The sequence below is a fragment of the Streptomyces sp. HD genome (assembly GCF_028369295.1).
In the GTDB taxonomy this organism is placed as follows: domain Bacteria; phylum Actinomycetota; class Actinomycetes; order Streptomycetales; family Streptomycetaceae; genus Streptomyces.
On sequence record NZ_JAQMYP010000011.1, the window covers coordinates 158743 to 175991 of the forward strand.

A 17249-nucleotide genomic window follows, 5' to 3' on the forward strand; every position below is an offset into this window, starting at 1 on the left:
GGCTACGAGGACCGGCACCTCCATGCTCTCTCCGCTCCCGCGCCTTGCCCAGTGAGGGCCTGTGAACAAACCCCCCGTCGTCCCGCCCGTAGGGCGAGCACGCGTGCCGGGCGTCGCAGCGCAGACGGGGTTGGTTCACAGGCTCTGAGGAGGCTGGAGCCGGCGAGGGGGGACGGCGAGGCGGGCGTCGGCCCGTGCGTATCCGGCGTACTAGCAGGAACATGGTCGTGTACGGGATGGGACCCATGGACGCTGCGTGAGGACCCATGGATGCTCCGCGAGAGGAACCGGACGCGCCCACGTCCGCAGGACCGAGCGCGCTCTTCGACGCGTCCTCCGACGCGGCGGCGGTGCTGTCCGCGCAGGGCGTCGTCCTCGGCTGGACCCGGGCCGCGGAGGAACTCCTCGGCCGCCCGGCGTCGGAGACGGTCGGCGGGCCGGCCGCCGGACTGCTGGCGATGCCCGGCGATCCGGTGCGGGTGGCCGGGGTCGCCGAGCGCTGCCGGGCCGGCATGGGGTGGAGCGGGCTCATCCCGCTACGCCACAGCGACGGCCGCCGTATCGACGTGGACCTGCGGGTCTCCGCGTCCTTCCGGATCGGCCCGGACGAGTGCTTCCTGATCTCGGCGCGCGAGCGGCGCCCGCAGTGGACCGTGGGCCAGTCCGTGCTGGACGGATTCCTGACCCGCTCGCCGGTCGGCATGGCCGTGATGGACACCCAGCTGCGCTACGTCTGGCTGAACGACACCCTGGAGCGGTTCGGCGGCGTGCCCCGTGAGCAGCGGCTGGGGCGGCGGCTCAGCGAACTGCTGCCCGGCCTGCAGGCGGAGACCATCGAGGGCCTGATGCGCAAGGTCCTCGACACCGGCGTCCCCGTCACCGACTACGAGTACGAGGGCTGGAGCTGGGCCGATCCGCACCGCCGGCACGCCTACTCCACCTCGTTCTTCCCCCTCGTGGACCCGGACGACTCGGTCACCGGGGTCTGCTACATGGTCCTGGACGTCACCGAACGATGGAACGCCCGCCAGCTGCTGGCGCTGGTCAACGAGGCCGGCACCCGGATCGGCACCACCCTGGACGTCATGCGGACGGCCCAGGAACTCGCCGACTTCGCCGTGCCCCGCTTCGCGGACTTCGTCGTCGTGGACCTGCTGGAGCCCGTGCTCAGCACCGAGGGACACGGAGCGTGGCTCCCCGACGCGGGCCCGGCCCCCGCCAAGCCGGTGATGCGCCGGGCCGGGATGAACTCCGTGCGCGAGGGCGTCCCCGAGGCCGTGGCCCAGATCGGGGACCGGGTGGACTTCGTGCCGCCGCCGCACGACGCGCATCTGCTCATCGACGGCGAGCCGATCCTCATCCCCGTCCTGGACCCGTCCGACGCCCTGTGGGCCACCGAACAGCCCGCCCGAGCGGCCAGCATGCGCGAGTTCGGCCTGCACTCCCTGATCTCGGTGCCGATGCGGGCCCGCAACACCGCCCTCGGTCTCACCACCTTCATACGGTCGCTCAATCCCGTGTCGTTCCAGCCCGACGACGTCCTGGCCGCCCGGGAACTGGTCGCCCGCGCCGCGCTGTGCGTCGACAACGCCCGCCGCTACACCCGGGAACACACGGCCGCGGTCACCCTGCAACGCAGTCTGCTGCCGCAGGCCCTGACGGGCGGTACGGCGCTGGAGGTGGCCTCCTCCTATCTGCCGGCGGACCCGACGGGCGGGGTCGGCGGCGACTGGTTCGACGTGATCCCACTGTCCGGCGCCCGGGTGGGCCTGGTCGTCGGCGACGTCGTCGGCCACGGCATCACCGCGGCCGCGGCCATGGGCCGGCTGCGCACCGCCGTACAGACCCTCGCCGACATGGAGATGCCGCCCGACGAACTGCTGGCTCACCTCGACGACCTGGTGCTCCGGCTCAGCGAGGAGCAGCCCGAAGACGAGCGTGCCCAGGGAGCCGAGGGCGTCGACGGAGCCGAGAGAGCCGGGGCGGCCCACCAGAGCACGACCGCCTTCCTCGGCGCCACCTGCCTGTACGCCGTCTACGACCCGGTCACCCGGCGCTGCACCATGGCCCGAGCCGGACATCCGCCGCCGGTCGTCGTCGCCCCCGACGGGCAGGTCTCCTTCCCCGAACCCCCGGCCGGACCGCCACTCGGGCTGGGCGGGATGGCGTTCGAGGCCACCGAGTTCGAACTCGCCGAGAACAGCCTGTTCGGCCTCTACACCAACGGCCTCGTCGAGTCGGCCGACGGCGACATGGAGCAGGGCATGGCCCGGCTCGGCGAACTGCTCTCCCGGCGCGAACCCGACATAGGCACCCTGTGCACGTCCGCGGTGCGGCAGCTCGTGCCGGTGCCGCAGCCCGACGACATCGCCCTGCTCCTGACCCGCACCCACGCCCTGGGCGCCGAACACGTCGTGTCCTGGGACGTGCCCGTGGACCCGGCCGCCGTCGCCGACGTCCGGGCCCGGGCGACCCGCCAGGTCACGGACTGGGGCTTCGGGGAGCTGGCCATGACGACCGAGCTGATCGTCAGCGAGCTGGTCACCAACGCGATCCGCTACGCCGAACCCCCCATCCGCCTGCGCCTCCTCCGCGACTCCCGCCTGACCTGCGAGGTCGCCGACGCCAGCAGCACCGCTCCGCGACTGCGGCACGCCCGGATCATGGACGAGGGGGGCCGGGGGCTGTTCCTGGTGGCCCAGCTGTCCCATCGGTGGGGGGCGCGGTACACGGCCGACGGGAAGATCATCTGGGCCGAGCAGGAAATTCCGTGAGGCTGCGGCGGACGGTCGGTCGCCCAAGAGCTCGGGTGGTCGGGCTGGTTGTGCGGGTGCGGGTGCGGGTGCGGGATGTGGGTGGTTGCTCGCGCAGTTCCCCGCGCCCCTTGAGGTCGACTGCACCGCCCCTGGTCACAACGGGCCCGGGTTGCGCAACGCGTCCGACAGGGACTTGACGCCGCCGTGTGCGGTGAGGCCTCCGTCCACCGGGATCTCGGCGCCGGTGATGAAGGACGCCTCGGCGGAGAGCAGGAACGCCACCAGCGGGGTGATCTCGTCCACGGTTCCGGTGCGGCCGAGCGGCGTCTCGCGGATGTTGGCCTCGCGGAAGGCGGGGGCCGCGGAGGCGGTCATGTCCGTCTCGATGTAGCCGGGGTGGATCGTGTTGACGCGGATGCCACGCGGGCCGAGCTCCAGCGCCGCCGCCCTCGACAGGCCCCGCAACGCCCACTTGCTCGCCGTGTAGGCGACCGGGTAGTGGCCGGTGAGCGCGGCCGTTGAACCCACGTTGACGATGGATGCACCCGGCGGCATCAGCGGCGCGAGATGCTGGATGCCGAGCAGCGGGCCGGTGACGTTGACCGCGTGGACACGGTCGAAGTCCTCCGGGCGTACTTCGCCGAGACGGGCCCGCCAGGTGACGCCGGCGTTGTTGACCAGGTCGTGGACTTGGCCGTACGACTCCCGTAGCCCGGCGGCGAGTTCGGCCCACTCCTGGTCGCTGGTGACGTCGAGGCGACGGCAGCCGGGTGCCTGCGTCACGTCGGTGGCGATCACCCGGGCGCCCTCGCGGGCCAGCGCCTCGGCCTCCGCGGCGCCCTGCCCGTGAGCCGCACCCGTGACGACCACGACCTTGCCCAGCAGCCTCTCGGGGCGCGGCACGCTCACGGCCGCTCCCGGCCGCGCCGTCGGCCCGTCGGCAGCGGCACCGGATCCGCCCCCGCAACCACCGTGTTGGACACGGAACCGATGCCCTCCACGGTGAGCGTGACGGTGTCACCCGGCTTCAGCGGCGGAGGCTCCTGTCGGCCGCGCACCCCCCCCACAGCTCGGCCAGACATCCGCCGTTGCCGCAGGTGCCGGAGCCGAGGACGTCCCCGGGACGCACCCAGGTCCCGCGCGAGGCGTAGGTGGCCATCTCCTCGAAGGTCCAGCTCATGTTGGACAGCAGGTCCGTGCCGACCACCTCGCCGTTCACCGCGGCCGTGAGCGCCAGCCGCAGGAAACCGTCGGCGTCCCGGTACGGCTCCAGCTCGTCCGCGGTGACGAGGTACGGGCCGAGGGTGGTGGCGGTGTCCTTGCCCTTGCACGGGCCCAGGCCCACCCGCATCTCCGCCGACTGGAGGTCACGGGCGGACCAGTCGTTGAGGATCGTGTAGCCGACGATGTGGTCGAGGGCCTGCTCGGGCGTGAGGTCGCGGCCCTCCCGGCCGATGACGGCGGCCACCTCCAGCTCGAAGTCGAGCACGGCCGACCCCGGCGGCATCGGGATGTCGTCGTGCGGGCCGTACACCGCGTAGGGGTTGGTGAAGTAGAAGGTCGGGGCCGCGTACCAGCGCTCCGGCACTCCCGCCGCCCCGTCTATGGAGCGGCGTACGCCCTCCACATGCTCCTCGAAGGTGACGAAGTCCCGCACGGTCGGCGGCTCCAGCGGCGGCAGCAGGCGTACGTCCGACAGCGGGACGGCGTCCCCCACGGGGCGGGTGCCGACGGCGTGCAGGGGGGAGGTGCCGTCCGGCAGAGCCCGTACGACGGCGCCCTCCACGACTCCGCACTGACGGTGTCCCTCGTACCGGTAAGTGGCGATGCGCAAGGGTCGGCGCCCCTTACACCGGCGGGGCGACGAACACGCCGCGGTCGACGTCGTTGAACGACTCCTTGGCGACCAGCTCGTTCATCGGGTTCGCCGTGCCCCACTGGTCGGTGGCCTCGGGCCGGGAGAAGTCGTAGACGTGCGGGTGCCAGGTGTCCTCGTCGAGCTCCTCAAGCTCGGTGGTGTACTCGACGGTGTTGCCGTGCGGGTCGAGGAAGTACGTGAAGGTGTTGTCCCCGGCCATGTGCGCGAGGTCGGGGTGCTGGAGGGGGACCAAGCCGAGGCCGTGCAGCCGGTCGGGGGCCTTGGCGCAGTGTGCGGCGGTGCCCTCGTTCGCCAACCGGCAGATCCTGTTCGCCAGTCGGGTGCCGGCCCAGTAGTGGTAATGGCCCGGCGAAGGGCTCACCAGCTGCACGTCCACGCCCGCCTCGTCCATCGCCGCCAGACGCACGGCGACGTCCGTCAGCCTCGGCACCCGAGCGCCCACCATGGGGCCGTTCACGGCGAGGGCCGCCGGACCGTTGCGACGGGCGTCGAGGTCACGGGCCTCGGCGAGGCCAGGGTGACCGGCGACGGCCTCCTCGATCTCCGGGAGCAGGAGGTGGGCGTGGACGTCGATCGTCGGAGTCGGCAGGGGCTCGGTCGCCTGCTCGGGCACGTGCTGTGTCACGGACGCTCCTTGAGGGCGTTCAACGTGCTGCCGACCAGCCCCGCGACATCGGCGTCGCGTACGCGGTCCAGCTGCCACTGGCCGATCTGCACCGACGCCTCGACGACCCTGCGCACCCGCGGGACCCGGCGGTCGTAGTACGCCTGGAGCAGTTCGTCGTCCCAGTCCCGTCCGCTGGTGAGCAGCTCGGCGAGGACGAGGGCGTCCTCCAGGGACATCGCCGCGCCCTGGGCCAGGGTGGGCGGGCAGCAGTGGGCGGCGTCGCCGATCAGCACGACGCGGCCCCGGTGCCAGGAGTCCTCGACCAGCAGGTGGTCGAACCAGGTGTAGTTGACCTTCGCCGGGTCGGTGATGTGCTCGGTGATCTCCGGCCAGGCCCCGCCGTAGCCGCGCGCGAGGCGGCGCATCTCGTCGGCGTAGGCGGCCGGGTCGATGGATGCGCGGTCCCGGCACGCCTCCACGACGTACGCATAGATGGTGTTGTCGCTGGTGGGGGTGTACCCGGCGATGTAGGCGGGGCCGCCGTAGGCGAGGTCGGTGCGGGTCACGCCGTGGGGGCGTGGGGCGGCGATGCGCCAGATGGCCATGCCGGTGGGCTCGGGTTTCGCGGTGATGCCGATCGCGGCGCTGGTGGCGGAGTTCAGGCCGTCGGCGGCGATCACCAGGTCGTAGCGGCTCTCGACGCCGTCGCTGAAACGCACCGAGACACCGTCGGCGTCCTGGTCCAGCGACTCGGCCGTGGTGCCGAGCCGAACCCGGGCGCCGGAGGCGCGGACCGCGGCGATGAGGATCTGCTGCAACCGGGGGCGCTGCATGCCCAGGGTGGCGGGCAGGTCGGGACCACCTGTCCGGATGTCCTCGGCGACGAACAGCACGGTGCCGTCCGGAGCGGTCACGCCCAGCGAACCGAAGGCACAACCGGAGGCGGCCGTCTCCTCCCACACCCCCAGTTCGCGCAGGACCCGCAGGGCGTTGCCCTGAAGGTGATGCCGGAGCCGGTCGTGGCGTTCCAGTCGGGTCTGGCCTCGATCAGGTCGACGGTGATGCCGGCGCGGCGCAGCAGGACGGTGACGGCGTTGCCGGAGGCGCCCCCGCCGATGACGAGGACGGTGGGCGTACCCCCGGCCGGAGGCTGGGGGAGGGTGCGGCTGTCGGTCATGTCGGGGTCCCTCCCGGGGTTGGGCCGCGCGGCAGCGGGCGGCCGGGGGTGCGGGGCGTGGGGATGGGGGGCGTGGGGATGGGGGTGCGGCGGTGTTCGTACGGGCGGTGGTTCGCCCGCATGGGTGCGGGCGGGACGCTCCGAGTGCGGGCCGGACGGTTCCGGCGGATACTCGAAGTCGGTGGTGTGAGGGGCCACCCGGCAGTGAGCGGACTGACGGGTGGCCAGGGGGCCGGACACATCGCTGGGGTGGGCCGGAAGGGGACACAGCCGGCAGGCTGCGGGACGGTGTCCGCGCGGGCCGCGGGGCCTGTCCGCGCAGCCCGCGGGCTGCGGACCCCACGTGACGGCGATCTGCTCGACAGCGATCTGCTCGACAGCGATCTACTTGACGGCGATCGGGTTGACGGGGGAGCCGACGGCCCCGGTGACGGGCAGCGGAGCGGCGGTCAGCCAGAACTCGTACACCCCGTCCGCGACGCAGTCCTCGGCCAGCGACTCCAGGTCCCACATCTCGCCGATGAGCAGTCCCATGTTGGGGATGACGACCTGGTGCAACGGCTGGAAGGCGTCGTCGAACTCGTTCGGCCGAACCTCGAAGCCCCAGGTGTCGGTGGCGATGGCGGCGATCTCGGTACGGTGCAGCCAGCCCGCCGTGGTGAACGACAGCCCCGGCGCGGGCCCGCCCGCGTAGTCGCCCCAGCCGTCGCGCCCGACCCGGGCGAGCCGGCCGGTGCGGACCAGGACGATGTCACCGCGCCCGACGCTCACGCCGTGGGCCTGCGCGGCCTGCGCGAGGTGCTCCTCGGTGATCGCGAACCCGTCCGGCAGCTCACCGTCGGCGCCGGCCACCCGGCCCACGTCCAGCAGGACACCGCGCCCGGCGACGTACGGCGCCATGTGCTCGATGCCGGTGACGAGGTCGCCGTCGGAGGTGACCACCTTCTCCGCCGGGCGCCCGTTCCAGGCCTTGCCGTGGTCGAAGATGTGGCCGAGCCCGTCCCACTGGGTGGAGCACTGCAGCGGCATCGCGATGACGTCGTCGGCGCCGCCGATGCCGTGCGGGAAGCCCTGGTTGCCCAGCGCCGCGTCGGTGCCGGTGTCGAGCATGGTGTGGACGGGGTTGGTCCGCCGACGCCAGCCCTTCTGCGGCCCGTTCATCTCGAACCGCTGCGACAGCGAGAAGCTCACGCCCCGCCGCACCAGCGCGGCGCCCTCCCGCCGCTTGGCCTCGTCGAGGAAGTTGAGCGTGCCGAGCACGTCGTCCTCGCCCCAGCGCCCCCAGTTGGAGTACGCCTTGGCGGCCTCGGCGATCGCGCCTTCGGGGTCGTGCCGGTCCAGGCTCATGACGCCTCCTCGACGCAGCGCGTGCGCTGTACGCCCAGCCCCGTGATCGAGCCCTCCAGCACGTCGCCGTCGCGCAGCAGCCGACCCCAGTGGATGCCGTTGCCCGCCGGGCTGCCGGTCAACACGAGGTCACCGGGCAGGAGTTGAGCCGACTGCGAGATGTACGACACCAGCCGCGCGATGCCGAAGAGCATGTCCTTGGTGGACTCGTCCTGCATGGTGTCGCCGTTCAGCTTCAGGGTGACCCGCAGATCACCGGGATCGGCGACCGACTCGGCCGGCACCAGCCACGGCGCCAACGGGGTGAAGCCCGGGGCGTTCTTGCAGCGCAGCCAGTCGGTGCCGATGGCCTTCATGTCCCGGCGGAACACGGTGGCGCGGTCGGTGAGGTCGTTGGCGATCGTGTACCCGGCGACGTACTCCAGGGCCTCCTCGACGGATACCCGGTGCGCGGGCCTGGCCATCACGGCCGCCAACTCCAGCTCCCAGTCCGGCTGTTCGGCCCAGGACGGCAGGACGACATCGTCGTACGGCCCCGCGATCGTGCTCGGCAGACCGATGAACACATACGGCAGGTCCTCGGCCGCCCGCCGGTCCATGACCGCGGCGATCTCGGCCCGCGCCTCCTCGACCGTGCGCGGGTCGTCGGGGGAGCGGTGGGCGACCTCCAGGTCGATCACATGCTGCCGGTAGTTGGCACCGGACTGGAAGATCTGCCGGGGCTCGACGGGAGCGTGCACCCGCAGCCCTTCCAGCGCCCGCCACTCCCGGTCGTCGTCGTCCGCCAGGACGCGCAGCCGGGGGAGCGTCTCCGCCCACCGTTCCAGTACGGCACGCATGTCGGACGGCGCCGGGTCCAGGGCCCGGCTCAGGTCGAGCACCCGGCCGCCGGCCAGGAGACCGGGGAACGGCTCCCCGTCAGGGGCGGAGAACGTGCCGAGTGCGAACGGGCCGGCAGGCTGCACGAGCGTGGCCATGAGATTTCCTCCTGCTGGGTCGCGGTCTACTCTGGCCTCGATCGCCAGATCACGGAAATCAATCTTGTGAAGTGCCAGATCCACGACATGGATGGCCTTCACTGACATGGATGGCCTTCGCTCGCTAGTGCTCTGACCGGAAACGATCACAGGGGTGGTGCTGACTGGCCTTGCGCCGGTTGGATGTGACGACACGTCCGATCGGTGTGAGGAGGCTCGATGGCAGGGCCGGTCAGGGTCCGCAGGCTGACCGAGCAGGAGGGGCAGAAGCTCCAGCGGATCGTGCGGCGGGGCAGTACCAGCACGGTGCGGTTCCGGCGGGCGATGATGGTGCTGGCTTCGGCGGGCGGGAACACCGTGCCGGTGATCGCGAATTGGTGCAGGCGGACGAGGACACCGTCCGTGACATCATCCATCGCTTCAACGAGGTCGGGCTGGCCTGCCGGACCCTCGGTGGGCGGGAGGCCGTCCCCGCCTGCTCAGCGATGACGACGAGGAGTTCGTCATCGAGACGGCCACCACCCGCCCCACCAAGCTCGGTAAGCCCTTCACTCGCTGGTCGCTCCGGAAACTCGCGGATCATCTGCGGCGTAACGTCGCCCGTCCCATACGCATTGGCCGCGAGGCCCTGCGCTGCCTGCTCGCGCGCCGCGGGGTGACGTTCCAGCGGACCAAGACCTGGAAGGAATCCAGCGACGCGGACTTCGACGCCAAGCTGGACCGGATCGAGTACGCGCTGACCGAGCGGCCCGACCGCACCTTCGCCTTCGACGAGTTCGGGCCGCTCGGCATCCGCCCCACCGCCGGGTCCTGCTGGGCGAGGAAGGGCCGGCCCGACCGGTTGCCGGCGACTTTCCACCGCACCCACGGGGTCACGTACTTCCACGGCTGTTACTCGGTCGGTGATGACACTCTGTGGGGCGTCAACCGGCGCCGCAAGGGCATCGCGCCGACCTGGGCCGCGCTCAAGAGCATCCGGGCAGCGCGTCCCGACGGCGCCCCGATCGACGTGATCCTGGACAACCTGTCCGCCCACAGGAACGTGCGCATCCTGCGTTGGGCGGCCAGGAACAAGGTCGAGTTGTGCTTCACGCCGACGAATGCGTCCTGGGCGAACCCGATCGAGGCTCACTTCGGGCCGCTGCGGCAGTTCACCCTCGCCAACTCGAACCACCCCAACCACACCGTCCAGACTGCGGAGTTGCACCGCTATCTGCGCTGGCGCAACCAGAACGCCCGCCACCCCGACGTGCTGGCCGCCCAACGACGCGAACGCGCCCGCGTCCGCAGCGAGAAGGGCATCCGCTGGGGTGGACGACCACTCGCCAACGCTGAGTGACAGGACATGCCCGGGGGCTCAATCGACAGGCACTGCCTGTCGCAGAAATTCGATCAATAGATCGGCGACGTCAGACGGCCGCTCCAGACTGGGAAGGTGACCTGCCCACGGCAGTTCAACATGGTGGGCGTTCGCGAGCAGATCCGGCAGGCGGGCAGCGATCTGTCGGAAGTCCGCTACATCATGCCTGCCCGACACGGCGAGGCAACGAGCCACGATCGCTGTCAGATCAATGTGGGCCTCGAGCGGCTCGAACTCTTCAGCGGCGGCCAATTGCACCTCAAAGGCGTGCCGTTGCATCTGGCGTACCGCTTCGCGGGCGGTGTCGTCGGCGTCCGGGCCCAGCCAGGTATCAACCATCAGTTCCGTCGCACCGGCGATGTCCCCCGCTTCGAGCAGCGCCTCCTCGCGCTCACCGAGCACACCCAGTTCGAGGGAAGGCTCATGCCCGGGAAGGGCAGAACAGAGCAACACCATGGCACTCACCCGGTCCGGCCAACGCGCAGCGATCTCCAGGGCAACCTCCCCGCCGTACGAGGATCCCACCAGTACCGCCTGCGCGATCCCAAGACCATTCAGGAGCTCCAGCACGTCCTCGGCATCGCTGTGAGGCCGGTCCGGAGCAGGAGTTCCGCCGAAGCCCCGAAGATCACAGCGCACCAGCCGGTAACCGGCATCGATCAAGGTCTGCCACTGTGCATCCCACATCCGTCGGTCACACACCCCGGAATGCAACAACACAACCACAGGACCGTCTCCGGCCACATCATGAGAGAGCGTCATTCGGCAGACCCTACGCAGCAGCTGTCCGAAGCACCTCCCAAAACATCAACGCCTGACTCACCCACCACCCCGGTGATCGTTTCCGGTCACAGCACTAGGTGGTGCCCGGTGAACCTGTCCAGACTCGACCTCAACCTGGTCGTAGCCCTGCGCGCCCTGCTGGAGGAGCGCAACGTCACCCGGGCCGGCGAGCGCGTCGGACTCAGCCAGCCGGCGATGAGCGCGGCACTGTCCCGGCTGCGCCGCCATTTCGACGACGAGTTGCTCGCCCGCAGCGGCAACTCCTACGAACTGACGCCGCTCGGCGTCGCGTTGCGGGACCGCAGCGCCACCGCCTGCGACCTGCTGGAGCGGGTGTTCTCCAGCCAGGCCGACTTCGACCCGGCCGCCGAGTCCCGCGAGTTCACCCTGCTCGCCTCCGACTACGGCGCGGCCGTGTTCGGCGCCGCGCTGGCCCACGCCGTCCACCACGAGGCGCCCGGCATCCGGCTCGCCTTCCAGCATCCGGCGCCGTCCGTCGAGGAGAACACGGCCGCGCTGCTGAGCACGGTCGACGGACTGCTGATGCCGCACGGCGTCATCGACGGCTTCCCCGCGGTCGACCTCTACCAGGACCGATGGCTGTGCATGGTCGCCGACGACCACCCCGAGGTCGGCGAGGCACTCACCCTCGACCATCTGGCCCGGCTGCCGTGGGCCGTCTACCAACGGCCCTACGACGCGCCGGCCGCCCGCCAGCTGAGCATGCTCGGCATCAGCCCGCACGTGGAGGTGTCCGTCCAGACCTTCCCACTGCTGCCGCACATGGTCGAGGGCACGCGCCGGGTCGCGATGATCCAGGAGCGGCTGGCCCGCAGGGCGGTGCGGTCGGCGGCGGTGCGGGTACTGCCCTGTCCTTTCGAGGCCGTACCGGTGCAGGTGGCGCTGTGGTGGCATCCGGTGCATGCGCAGGACGCGGCGCACATCTGGCTGCGGCAGAAGGCGGCGGAGGTGGGGGCGACGTTGCTGGAGGAGGGATGACCTTCGGTGACCCAGGTGAGCGCCGCGAGGGGGTGTCGTTCGGGTGCGGGGTGCGGGGTGCGTCGTGGCTGGTCGCGTCAACGCGGCGGAGCCGCATATCGATCACAGCCCCGCGCCCCTGGGCGTTGACGGAGCCGTCGGACGATTGCTTCAGCCCGATTGCTTCAGACCAATCGCTTCAGCCCAGTTGCTCCGGCAGTGGCCGTGGATCGACCGTCCCGGCCCGCCGCCGGGCTGCCACCCACAGCCCCGCCGCAACCAGGGCCGCCACCAGCCCCAGCACCCCACCGCACCGGCCAGCGATCCCACCCCCGCCTCCACCGCGATCAGCACCAGCGGGCAGACGAACTCGCCCCCGAAGAAGGCCGCCATCCACAGCCCCGTCCCGCGGCCACGATCCTCGAAGGCCAGCCGGGGGGCATGACCCAGATATGCCACAAACCCGCCACGGGATGATCTTGGTTACTGATCGAGGGCGTCGACGCGGTTCGCGTATTCGCGGCGGGCCTTGCGCTGTGCCGGGATCGCCGAGGCGCCGTCGAGCAGCTGGCAGCGGTCGAGGAGTCGGCGGTGGATCGCAGGCACGGCGGTGACGCGCAGGGTGTAGCCCTGGCCGCGCCGCACGGTCACGCCCTGGTCGAGGACGGCGCGCTCGGCGGGCTCCAGGTCGGTGTTGCGGAGGAAGTCGGCGACCTTGCCCGGCATGTCGAGGACGACCGGCAGTTCCGGGGCCGAGGCGCCCGGGTCGGCGGCTGTGTACTCGGGCAGGAGGTCGGCGACGGCGGTACGGATGGCGCCGCGGCTGACGTCGTGGTCGCGGGCGAGGGCGGCGATGGAGCGGCCTTCCAGGTACGCGGCGCGGACGGTGTCGGTCTTCGCGGCCGGGATGGCGGGTCGGCGGCCGCCCTTGTTGCCCTTGGCCTCGGCGGCCCGCAGTCCGTCGTAGGTCAACTCACGCTGGAGGTCGCGCTGGAGTTCGCCGGCGGTGGCGAGGGTCTGGACCATGAACTTCACGGTGGACAGCAGCTCGCCGGTGCGCGGGTGGCGGGCGGTGAGGTCCTTGGCGGAGAACGCGCCGTCGTGGATGCGCAGGGCGAGGCGGTCGCGGTGGAGGACGTCGAGCACGTCGAGGATGTGCTGGGTGCCGCGCACGAGGCGGAACATCTCGGAGATGTGGACGGCGTCGCCCTGCCGCGCGTGAGTGAGCAGCTCGCCGAACTTCGGGCGCTCAAGAGGATGGAGGCGGCTGGAGGTGCCGCCTTCCTCCTCGAACGTGACCGGCTGCTCGATGTCGGCCTCGGCGAGGACGAGGTTCTGACGATCGGTCGACTGCTGGTCGGTCGACACCCGCTTGTAGGCCCCGGAGTCCTAGCCCGGACACCAGGGAACAAGTAACCCTCCGGTAGTTTTTAGGGCTTCGTGACTGCGGTCTTCTTCGGCTGGCGAGGCACGGTCCTGGTCTTGTCGAGGTGCCCGTACACCGTGGACCGCGGGACTCCGAACATGTCGGCGATCTGCTGGACGGTTTTCTCCCGCTCGTCGTAGAGCCGTTGGGCGAGCGCGGCCTGGTCCTCGGTGAGCTTCGGCCGACGCCCGCCGACCCGCCCCCGGGCCCGCGCGGAGGCCAGCCCGTCGTTCGTGTTCGCCACGATCAGTTCGCGCTGGAGCTCTGCCAGTACGGACAGCATCCCGAACATCGCCCGCCCCTCCATGGTGGCGGTGTCGATGCCCTGCTCGATGACGTGCAGACCGATGCCGCGCTCGCGCAGCTCGGCGCCGAGGGTCACCAGGTGCAGCACGGAGCGGGAGAGCCGGTCGAGCCGGGTCACCTTCAGCGTGTCGCCCTCGCGCAGCAGCTGCATGACGAGATCGAGCTTCGGGCGGGACGCCTTCGCGCCGCTGGCGACGTCGACGTGGATGCTGTCGCGGCCGACGCCATGGCGGAGTAGTGCGTCGATCTGATGATCGGGGTTCTGGTCGGCCGTCGATGTGCGGCAGTAGCCAATGAGCATCGTCGGAAACTATCCGAAGGCCCGTTCTCCGACGTTGATTTCCGACGCGAGTTGCCGACACTGCCCACCTGCGGGTTCGTGATCGCCAACTTGAGTGTCGGCAGACGTTCGTTTGCCGACAGACGACTGCGGCGGGACCGTGGACCGGTAGTGTCAGGTTGAGCCTGACCGGCGGCCTGCCCACCCTCTCCCTGCTGGATGAAATCGGCCTCGGGGCATCGGTACAGCCGTTGGCACTGAGATACGTGATGGACTAGGACCCACCAACTGCTCGCCCAGATCTCCGAGGGCCACGCCGACGCCCTCCCACAGATCCGCGATCGTGAGCCGCAGGCGTCGGTCTGGCCGCCCCACGGCCAGCACCCGCACGGACAAGCCGCTGCTGACGTTCAAGCAGATCGCCGCCGCGTTCGGCGACGTGCCGAGCGACCGCGCCGACGCTGGGGCGTGCGTACCGCTCCAGGGAGCGGACGGAGGCGTGGCGGGAGCGGGCCAGCAGTATTGGGGTGGAGGCAGCCAGGAGACCGTCAAGACGTTCGTGTCCTGCATTCGCGGCAAACTCGGGCTTCGCGACCGCGTTCACGTTGGTCGTGTACGCCTACCGCCGGGGGCTGGTGATCTGATGCGGGTCCGCACAGCGGCCGGCCGCGCGGCATCAAGGTGGTCGCGTGGACGTATGAGTGAAGCGGCCGGACGGCGCCGACTACGACGCCCCGCACATGGCCAGCGCGGTTCGCGCCAGCCCGCGCAGCCAGGCGTGGGCGTGGTCGGTGTCGTAGCGCTGATGCCACGACAGGTATATCGGTGCCGACGGCAGTTCGAGCGGGAGGGGGAGCACGACCAGGCCGAGGTCGGCGACCGCTGACCGCGTGGTGGCTTCGGGGACGCTGATCAGGAGATCGGAGCCGCGCGCGAACTCCAGCGCGGCCGCTTCCGTGGGCGCGGTCGCCACCACGCGGCGGGTGAGGCCGAGCCGCGCGAGGGCGTCGTCGAGGGCATTGCTGAGGTTTCCACGTCGCGAGACGGTGACGTGCTCAGCGGCGGCGTACCGCTTTGCGGTGACCGTCCTGACGCGGGTGAGGGGGTGCCCCTGCCTCACGACGATGACGAGGCGGGTCTCGCCCACGTTCTCGGCACGGATGTCCGGTGCGCTCGGGCGGTTGGCGTTCGCCTCCAGGTCGACCTCGCCGCGCCGCAACTCGGGGGTGTCGATGCTCGATTCCGCGAGGAAGCGCAATCGCACGCCCGGCGCCTGTCCGCGCACGGCCGCGAGCAGTGCGGGGCCGCTCAAGGCGACCAGGGAATCGTGCCAGCGGAGTGTGAAAGTGCGCTCCAACGTTGCCAGATCGAGTTCACGGCTCGGTGCCAGCACCCCCTGGACCTGGTGCAGCAGCTCGTGCACCTGTTCCCGGACGGCGATCGCATACGGCGTCGGGGTCATCGTGCGGCCGGTGCGCACCAGGATCTGATCCCCGGTCGTGCGCCGGATTCGGCCCAGACTCCGGCTCATCGCGGGGGCGGTGACGTGCAGGCGCGCGGCCGCCCCGGCCACACTTCCCTCCTCCAGCAGCGCGTCGAGCGCGGCGAGCAGGTTCAAATCCAATTGCATGTGAGTAATCCTAGCCGTGCTTGACATGCATTTGAAGTTAATTAAAGGGCTGGATACCTTCGAGACGAGAGCGCAAGACGGAACACACAGCTTGGCCCGACCCGCCTCATCACCCCTCCTCACACGGGAGTACCGCCATGTCCGAAACGCTTCAGACCACTGACGTCGCCGCCTCCGACGCCGACCTGCTCGGCCAGACCGCGATCGCCGTGCGCGCGGCCGGTTCGGCGCTGCGCGAGCGCTTCGGCGAGGTGGTCCGCTACCAGACCCGCGAAGAGCTGATGCGCGCGCTCGCCGCCAACGACGACACGGCCCTCGATATCCTGCGCCCCCGCCTCACGCGCCTGCGCCCGGACGCCGGCTGGGTGGAGGACGAACTGGACGGCGGGGCGCTGCCGCCCGGCGAATGGTGGGTCGTGGATCCGGCCGAAGGCAACGTCAACCACCTGCACGCCCTGCCGGAGTGGGCGGTGACCGCCACCCTCGTGCGTGAGAACCAGCCGGTACTCACCGCGGTCCACCTGCCGTTGACCGGCGAGACCTACACCGCGCTCACCGGCGCGGGCGCCCACCTCGACGGCCGGCCGCTGCACGTCTCGCAGACCGCGGACCTCGGCCTGAGCATCGTGGCCACCAGCCAGGCCCGGCCGGACGAGGACGAGAAGGTCGTGCGGCGCGTCGGCTCCTCGATCACCGCGATGCTCTTCGACGCGCTCGTCGTCCGCACCGCCGTGCCCGCGACCCTGCACCTGCTGAACGTGGCCGCCAGCCGGATCGACGCCTTCTGGCAGTTCGCCGGCGCCCGCGCGGACCTGCTGCCCGGGGCGCTGCTCGTCACCGAGGCCGGCGGACAGATCTCCGACGCCGAGGGCCGCCCCTGGACCCCGCAGAGCGAGAGCTTCCTGGCCGCCGCGCCCGGCGTCCACGCCGAGGCCGTCGCCACGCTCTCACGCTGACCGCGCACCACAACCTGCACGCACGGAAGGACCAGATCATCATGACCACGATCGCAGTTCTCGGAAACGGCCGCGTCGGCGGCAACCTGGCCACAGCCCTCACCCGGGCAGGGCATGAGGTGACCGTGGCGGACCGCGCGCCGGGCGCCGCCGCCGACGCTGTCCGGACAGCCCAGATCGTCATCAACGCCACCCCGGGTGCCGGCTCGCTGGACCGGCTCGTCGCCCTGCGCGAGGAACTGCGCGACAAGATCCTCGTCGACGTTTCCAACGCCACCGTCGACGGACCGGACGGACTGCCCGCCGACCTGATCTACCCCGGCTCAAGCCTCGCCGAGCAACTCCAGGAAGCGCTCCCCGAAACGCACGTCGTCAAGACACTCAACACCATGCTCTTCCCGGTGATGACCGCGCCAGCCACGCTCACCCAGGCGCCCGATGCCTTCCTCTCCGGCGAGGACCCGCAGGCCAAGCAGACCGTCCGTGAACTGCTCATCAACCTCGGCTGGCGCAAGGAGTGGATCACTGATCTCGGCGGGATCCAGACCGCCCGCGCCACGGAGGCCGCGATACTGTTCGTACCGCACGTGATTCGGTCCAGCGGATTCGCGCCCTTCGCGATCTCGATCGCCCGCTGATCCGCACACAGTGCACCGCCCCCGGCGGGCCCACATCCAGAACGGATACGACAGCGCAGCCAGGGCCAGCGATTCAGCGCCGGACGGCGACCCGTGGCCACCCTTCCCGGGGCCGTGGGCCTCGCACCGAGGAATCGGCCCATCTCACG

At 71.0% G+C, this 17249-nt stretch carries 11 protein-coding genes and 6 pseudogenes; 5 read left to right on the forward strand and 12 right to left on the reverse strand.

Features of this window, described 5'->3' with window-relative positions; genetic code table 11:
- Positions 1-266: 266 nt before the first annotated feature.
- Positions 267-2774 (forward strand): SpoIIE family protein phosphatase, encoded by a 2508-nt coding sequence (locus POF73_RS13715; RefSeq protein ID WP_272114982.1) that lies wholly within the window; start codon positions 267-269, stop codon positions 2772-2774.
- 135 nt (positions 2775-2909) lie between these two features.
- Here the strand turns inward: POF73_RS13715 and POF73_RS13720 are convergent, their stop codons facing one another.
- The 7 genes and pseudogenes from POF73_RS13720 to POF73_RS13750 form a co-directional block, all read right to left on the reverse strand.
- A complete protein-coding gene (locus POF73_RS13720; protein WP_272114983.1) occupies positions 2910-3665 on the reverse strand; it encodes an SDR family NAD(P)-dependent oxidoreductase in 756 nt (251 codons plus the stop codon).
- Positions 3662-4590 (reverse strand): annotated as a pseudogene (locus tag POF73_RS13725) (fumarylacetoacetate hydrolase family protein). The gene POF73_RS13720 and the pseudogene POF73_RS13725 overlap by 4 nt, the downstream one beginning before the upstream one ends.
- Before the next feature lie 13 nt (positions 4591-4603).
- A pseudogene (locus POF73_RS13730) lies at positions 4604-4837 on the reverse strand (VOC family protein); the annotation flags it as partial.
- Positions 4831-5224 (reverse strand): annotated as a pseudogene (locus tag POF73_RS13735) (amidohydrolase family protein); the annotation flags it as partial. The pseudogenes POF73_RS13735 and POF73_RS13730, both read right to left, overlap by 7 nt.
- 32 nt (positions 5225-5256) lie before the next feature.
- A pseudogene (locus POF73_RS13740) lies at positions 5257-6419 on the reverse strand (FAD-dependent oxidoreductase).
- 384 nt (positions 6420-6803) lie between these two features.
- Positions 6804-7766 carry a cyclase family protein gene (locus POF73_RS13745; RefSeq protein WP_272114984.1) on the reverse strand — a complete coding sequence of 321 codons (963 nt, stop codon included), beginning with the start codon at positions 7764-7766 and terminating at the stop codon, positions 6804-6806.
- Positions 7763-8743 carry a fumarylacetoacetate hydrolase family protein gene (locus POF73_RS13750; protein ID WP_272114985.1) on the reverse strand — a complete coding sequence of 327 codons (981 nt, stop codon included), beginning with the start codon at positions 8741-8743 and terminating at the stop codon, positions 7763-7765. The genes POF73_RS13745 and POF73_RS13750 overlap by 4 nt, the downstream gene beginning before the upstream one ends.
- A 219-nt stretch (positions 8744-8962) precedes the next feature.
- Between POF73_RS13750 and POF73_RS13755 the strand changes: the two are divergent.
- Positions 8963-10082, forward strand: a pseudogene (locus tag POF73_RS13755) (IS630 family transposase).
- An 18-nt stretch (positions 10083-10100) separates the two neighbouring features.
- On the opposite strand, the gene POF73_RS13760 reads toward POF73_RS13755, so the two are convergent.
- Positions 10101-10865 (reverse strand): alpha/beta fold hydrolase, encoded by a 765-nt coding sequence (locus tag POF73_RS13760; RefSeq protein ID WP_272114986.1) that lies wholly within the window; start codon positions 10863-10865, stop codon positions 10101-10103.
- A gap of 108 nt (positions 10866-10973) precedes the next feature.
- On the opposite strand from POF73_RS13760, the gene POF73_RS13765 reads away from it, so the two are divergent.
- Positions 10974-11885 (forward strand): LysR family transcriptional regulator, encoded by a 912-nt coding sequence (locus POF73_RS13765; RefSeq protein WP_272114987.1) that lies wholly within the window; start codon positions 10974-10976, stop codon positions 11883-11885.
- Positions 11886-12063: 178 nt separating this feature from the next.
- Here the strand turns inward: POF73_RS13765 and POF73_RS13770 are convergent.
- From POF73_RS13770 to POF73_RS13785, 4 genes and pseudogenes are all read right to left on the reverse strand, one after another.
- Positions 12064-12299, reverse strand: a pseudogene (locus POF73_RS13770) (MFS transporter); the annotation flags it as partial.
- A gap of 48 nt (positions 12300-12347) precedes the next feature.
- Positions 12348-13232 (reverse strand): recombinase family protein, encoded by an 885-nt coding sequence (locus POF73_RS13775; RefSeq protein ID WP_272114988.1) that lies wholly within the window; start codon positions 13230-13232, stop codon positions 12348-12350.
- A gap of 62 nt (positions 13233-13294) precedes the next feature.
- Positions 13295-13897 (reverse strand): recombinase family protein, encoded by a 603-nt coding sequence (locus tag POF73_RS13780; RefSeq protein WP_272114990.1) that lies wholly within the window; start codon positions 13895-13897, stop codon positions 13295-13297.
- A gap of 703 nt (positions 13898-14600) precedes the next feature.
- Positions 14601-15506, reverse strand: a complete 906-nt coding sequence (locus tag POF73_RS13785; RefSeq protein ID WP_272114991.1) for a LysR family transcriptional regulator — start codon at positions 15504-15506, stop codon at positions 14601-14603.
- Between the two features lie 137 nt (positions 15507-15643).
- Between POF73_RS13785 and POF73_RS13790 the strand changes: the two genes are divergently transcribed.
- Positions 15644-16462 (forward strand): 3'(2'),5'-bisphosphate nucleotidase CysQ, encoded by an 819-nt coding sequence (locus POF73_RS13790; protein WP_272114992.1) that lies wholly within the window; start codon positions 15644-15646, stop codon positions 16460-16462.
- A 41-nt stretch (positions 16463-16503) separates the two neighbouring features.
- The gene (locus tag POF73_RS13795; RefSeq protein WP_272114993.1) at positions 16504-17100 is read left to right on the forward strand and encodes an NADPH-dependent F420 reductase; all 597 of its coding nucleotides are present in this window, start codon (positions 16504-16506) and stop codon (positions 17098-17100) included.
- Positions 17101-17249: the final 149 nt, after the last annotated feature.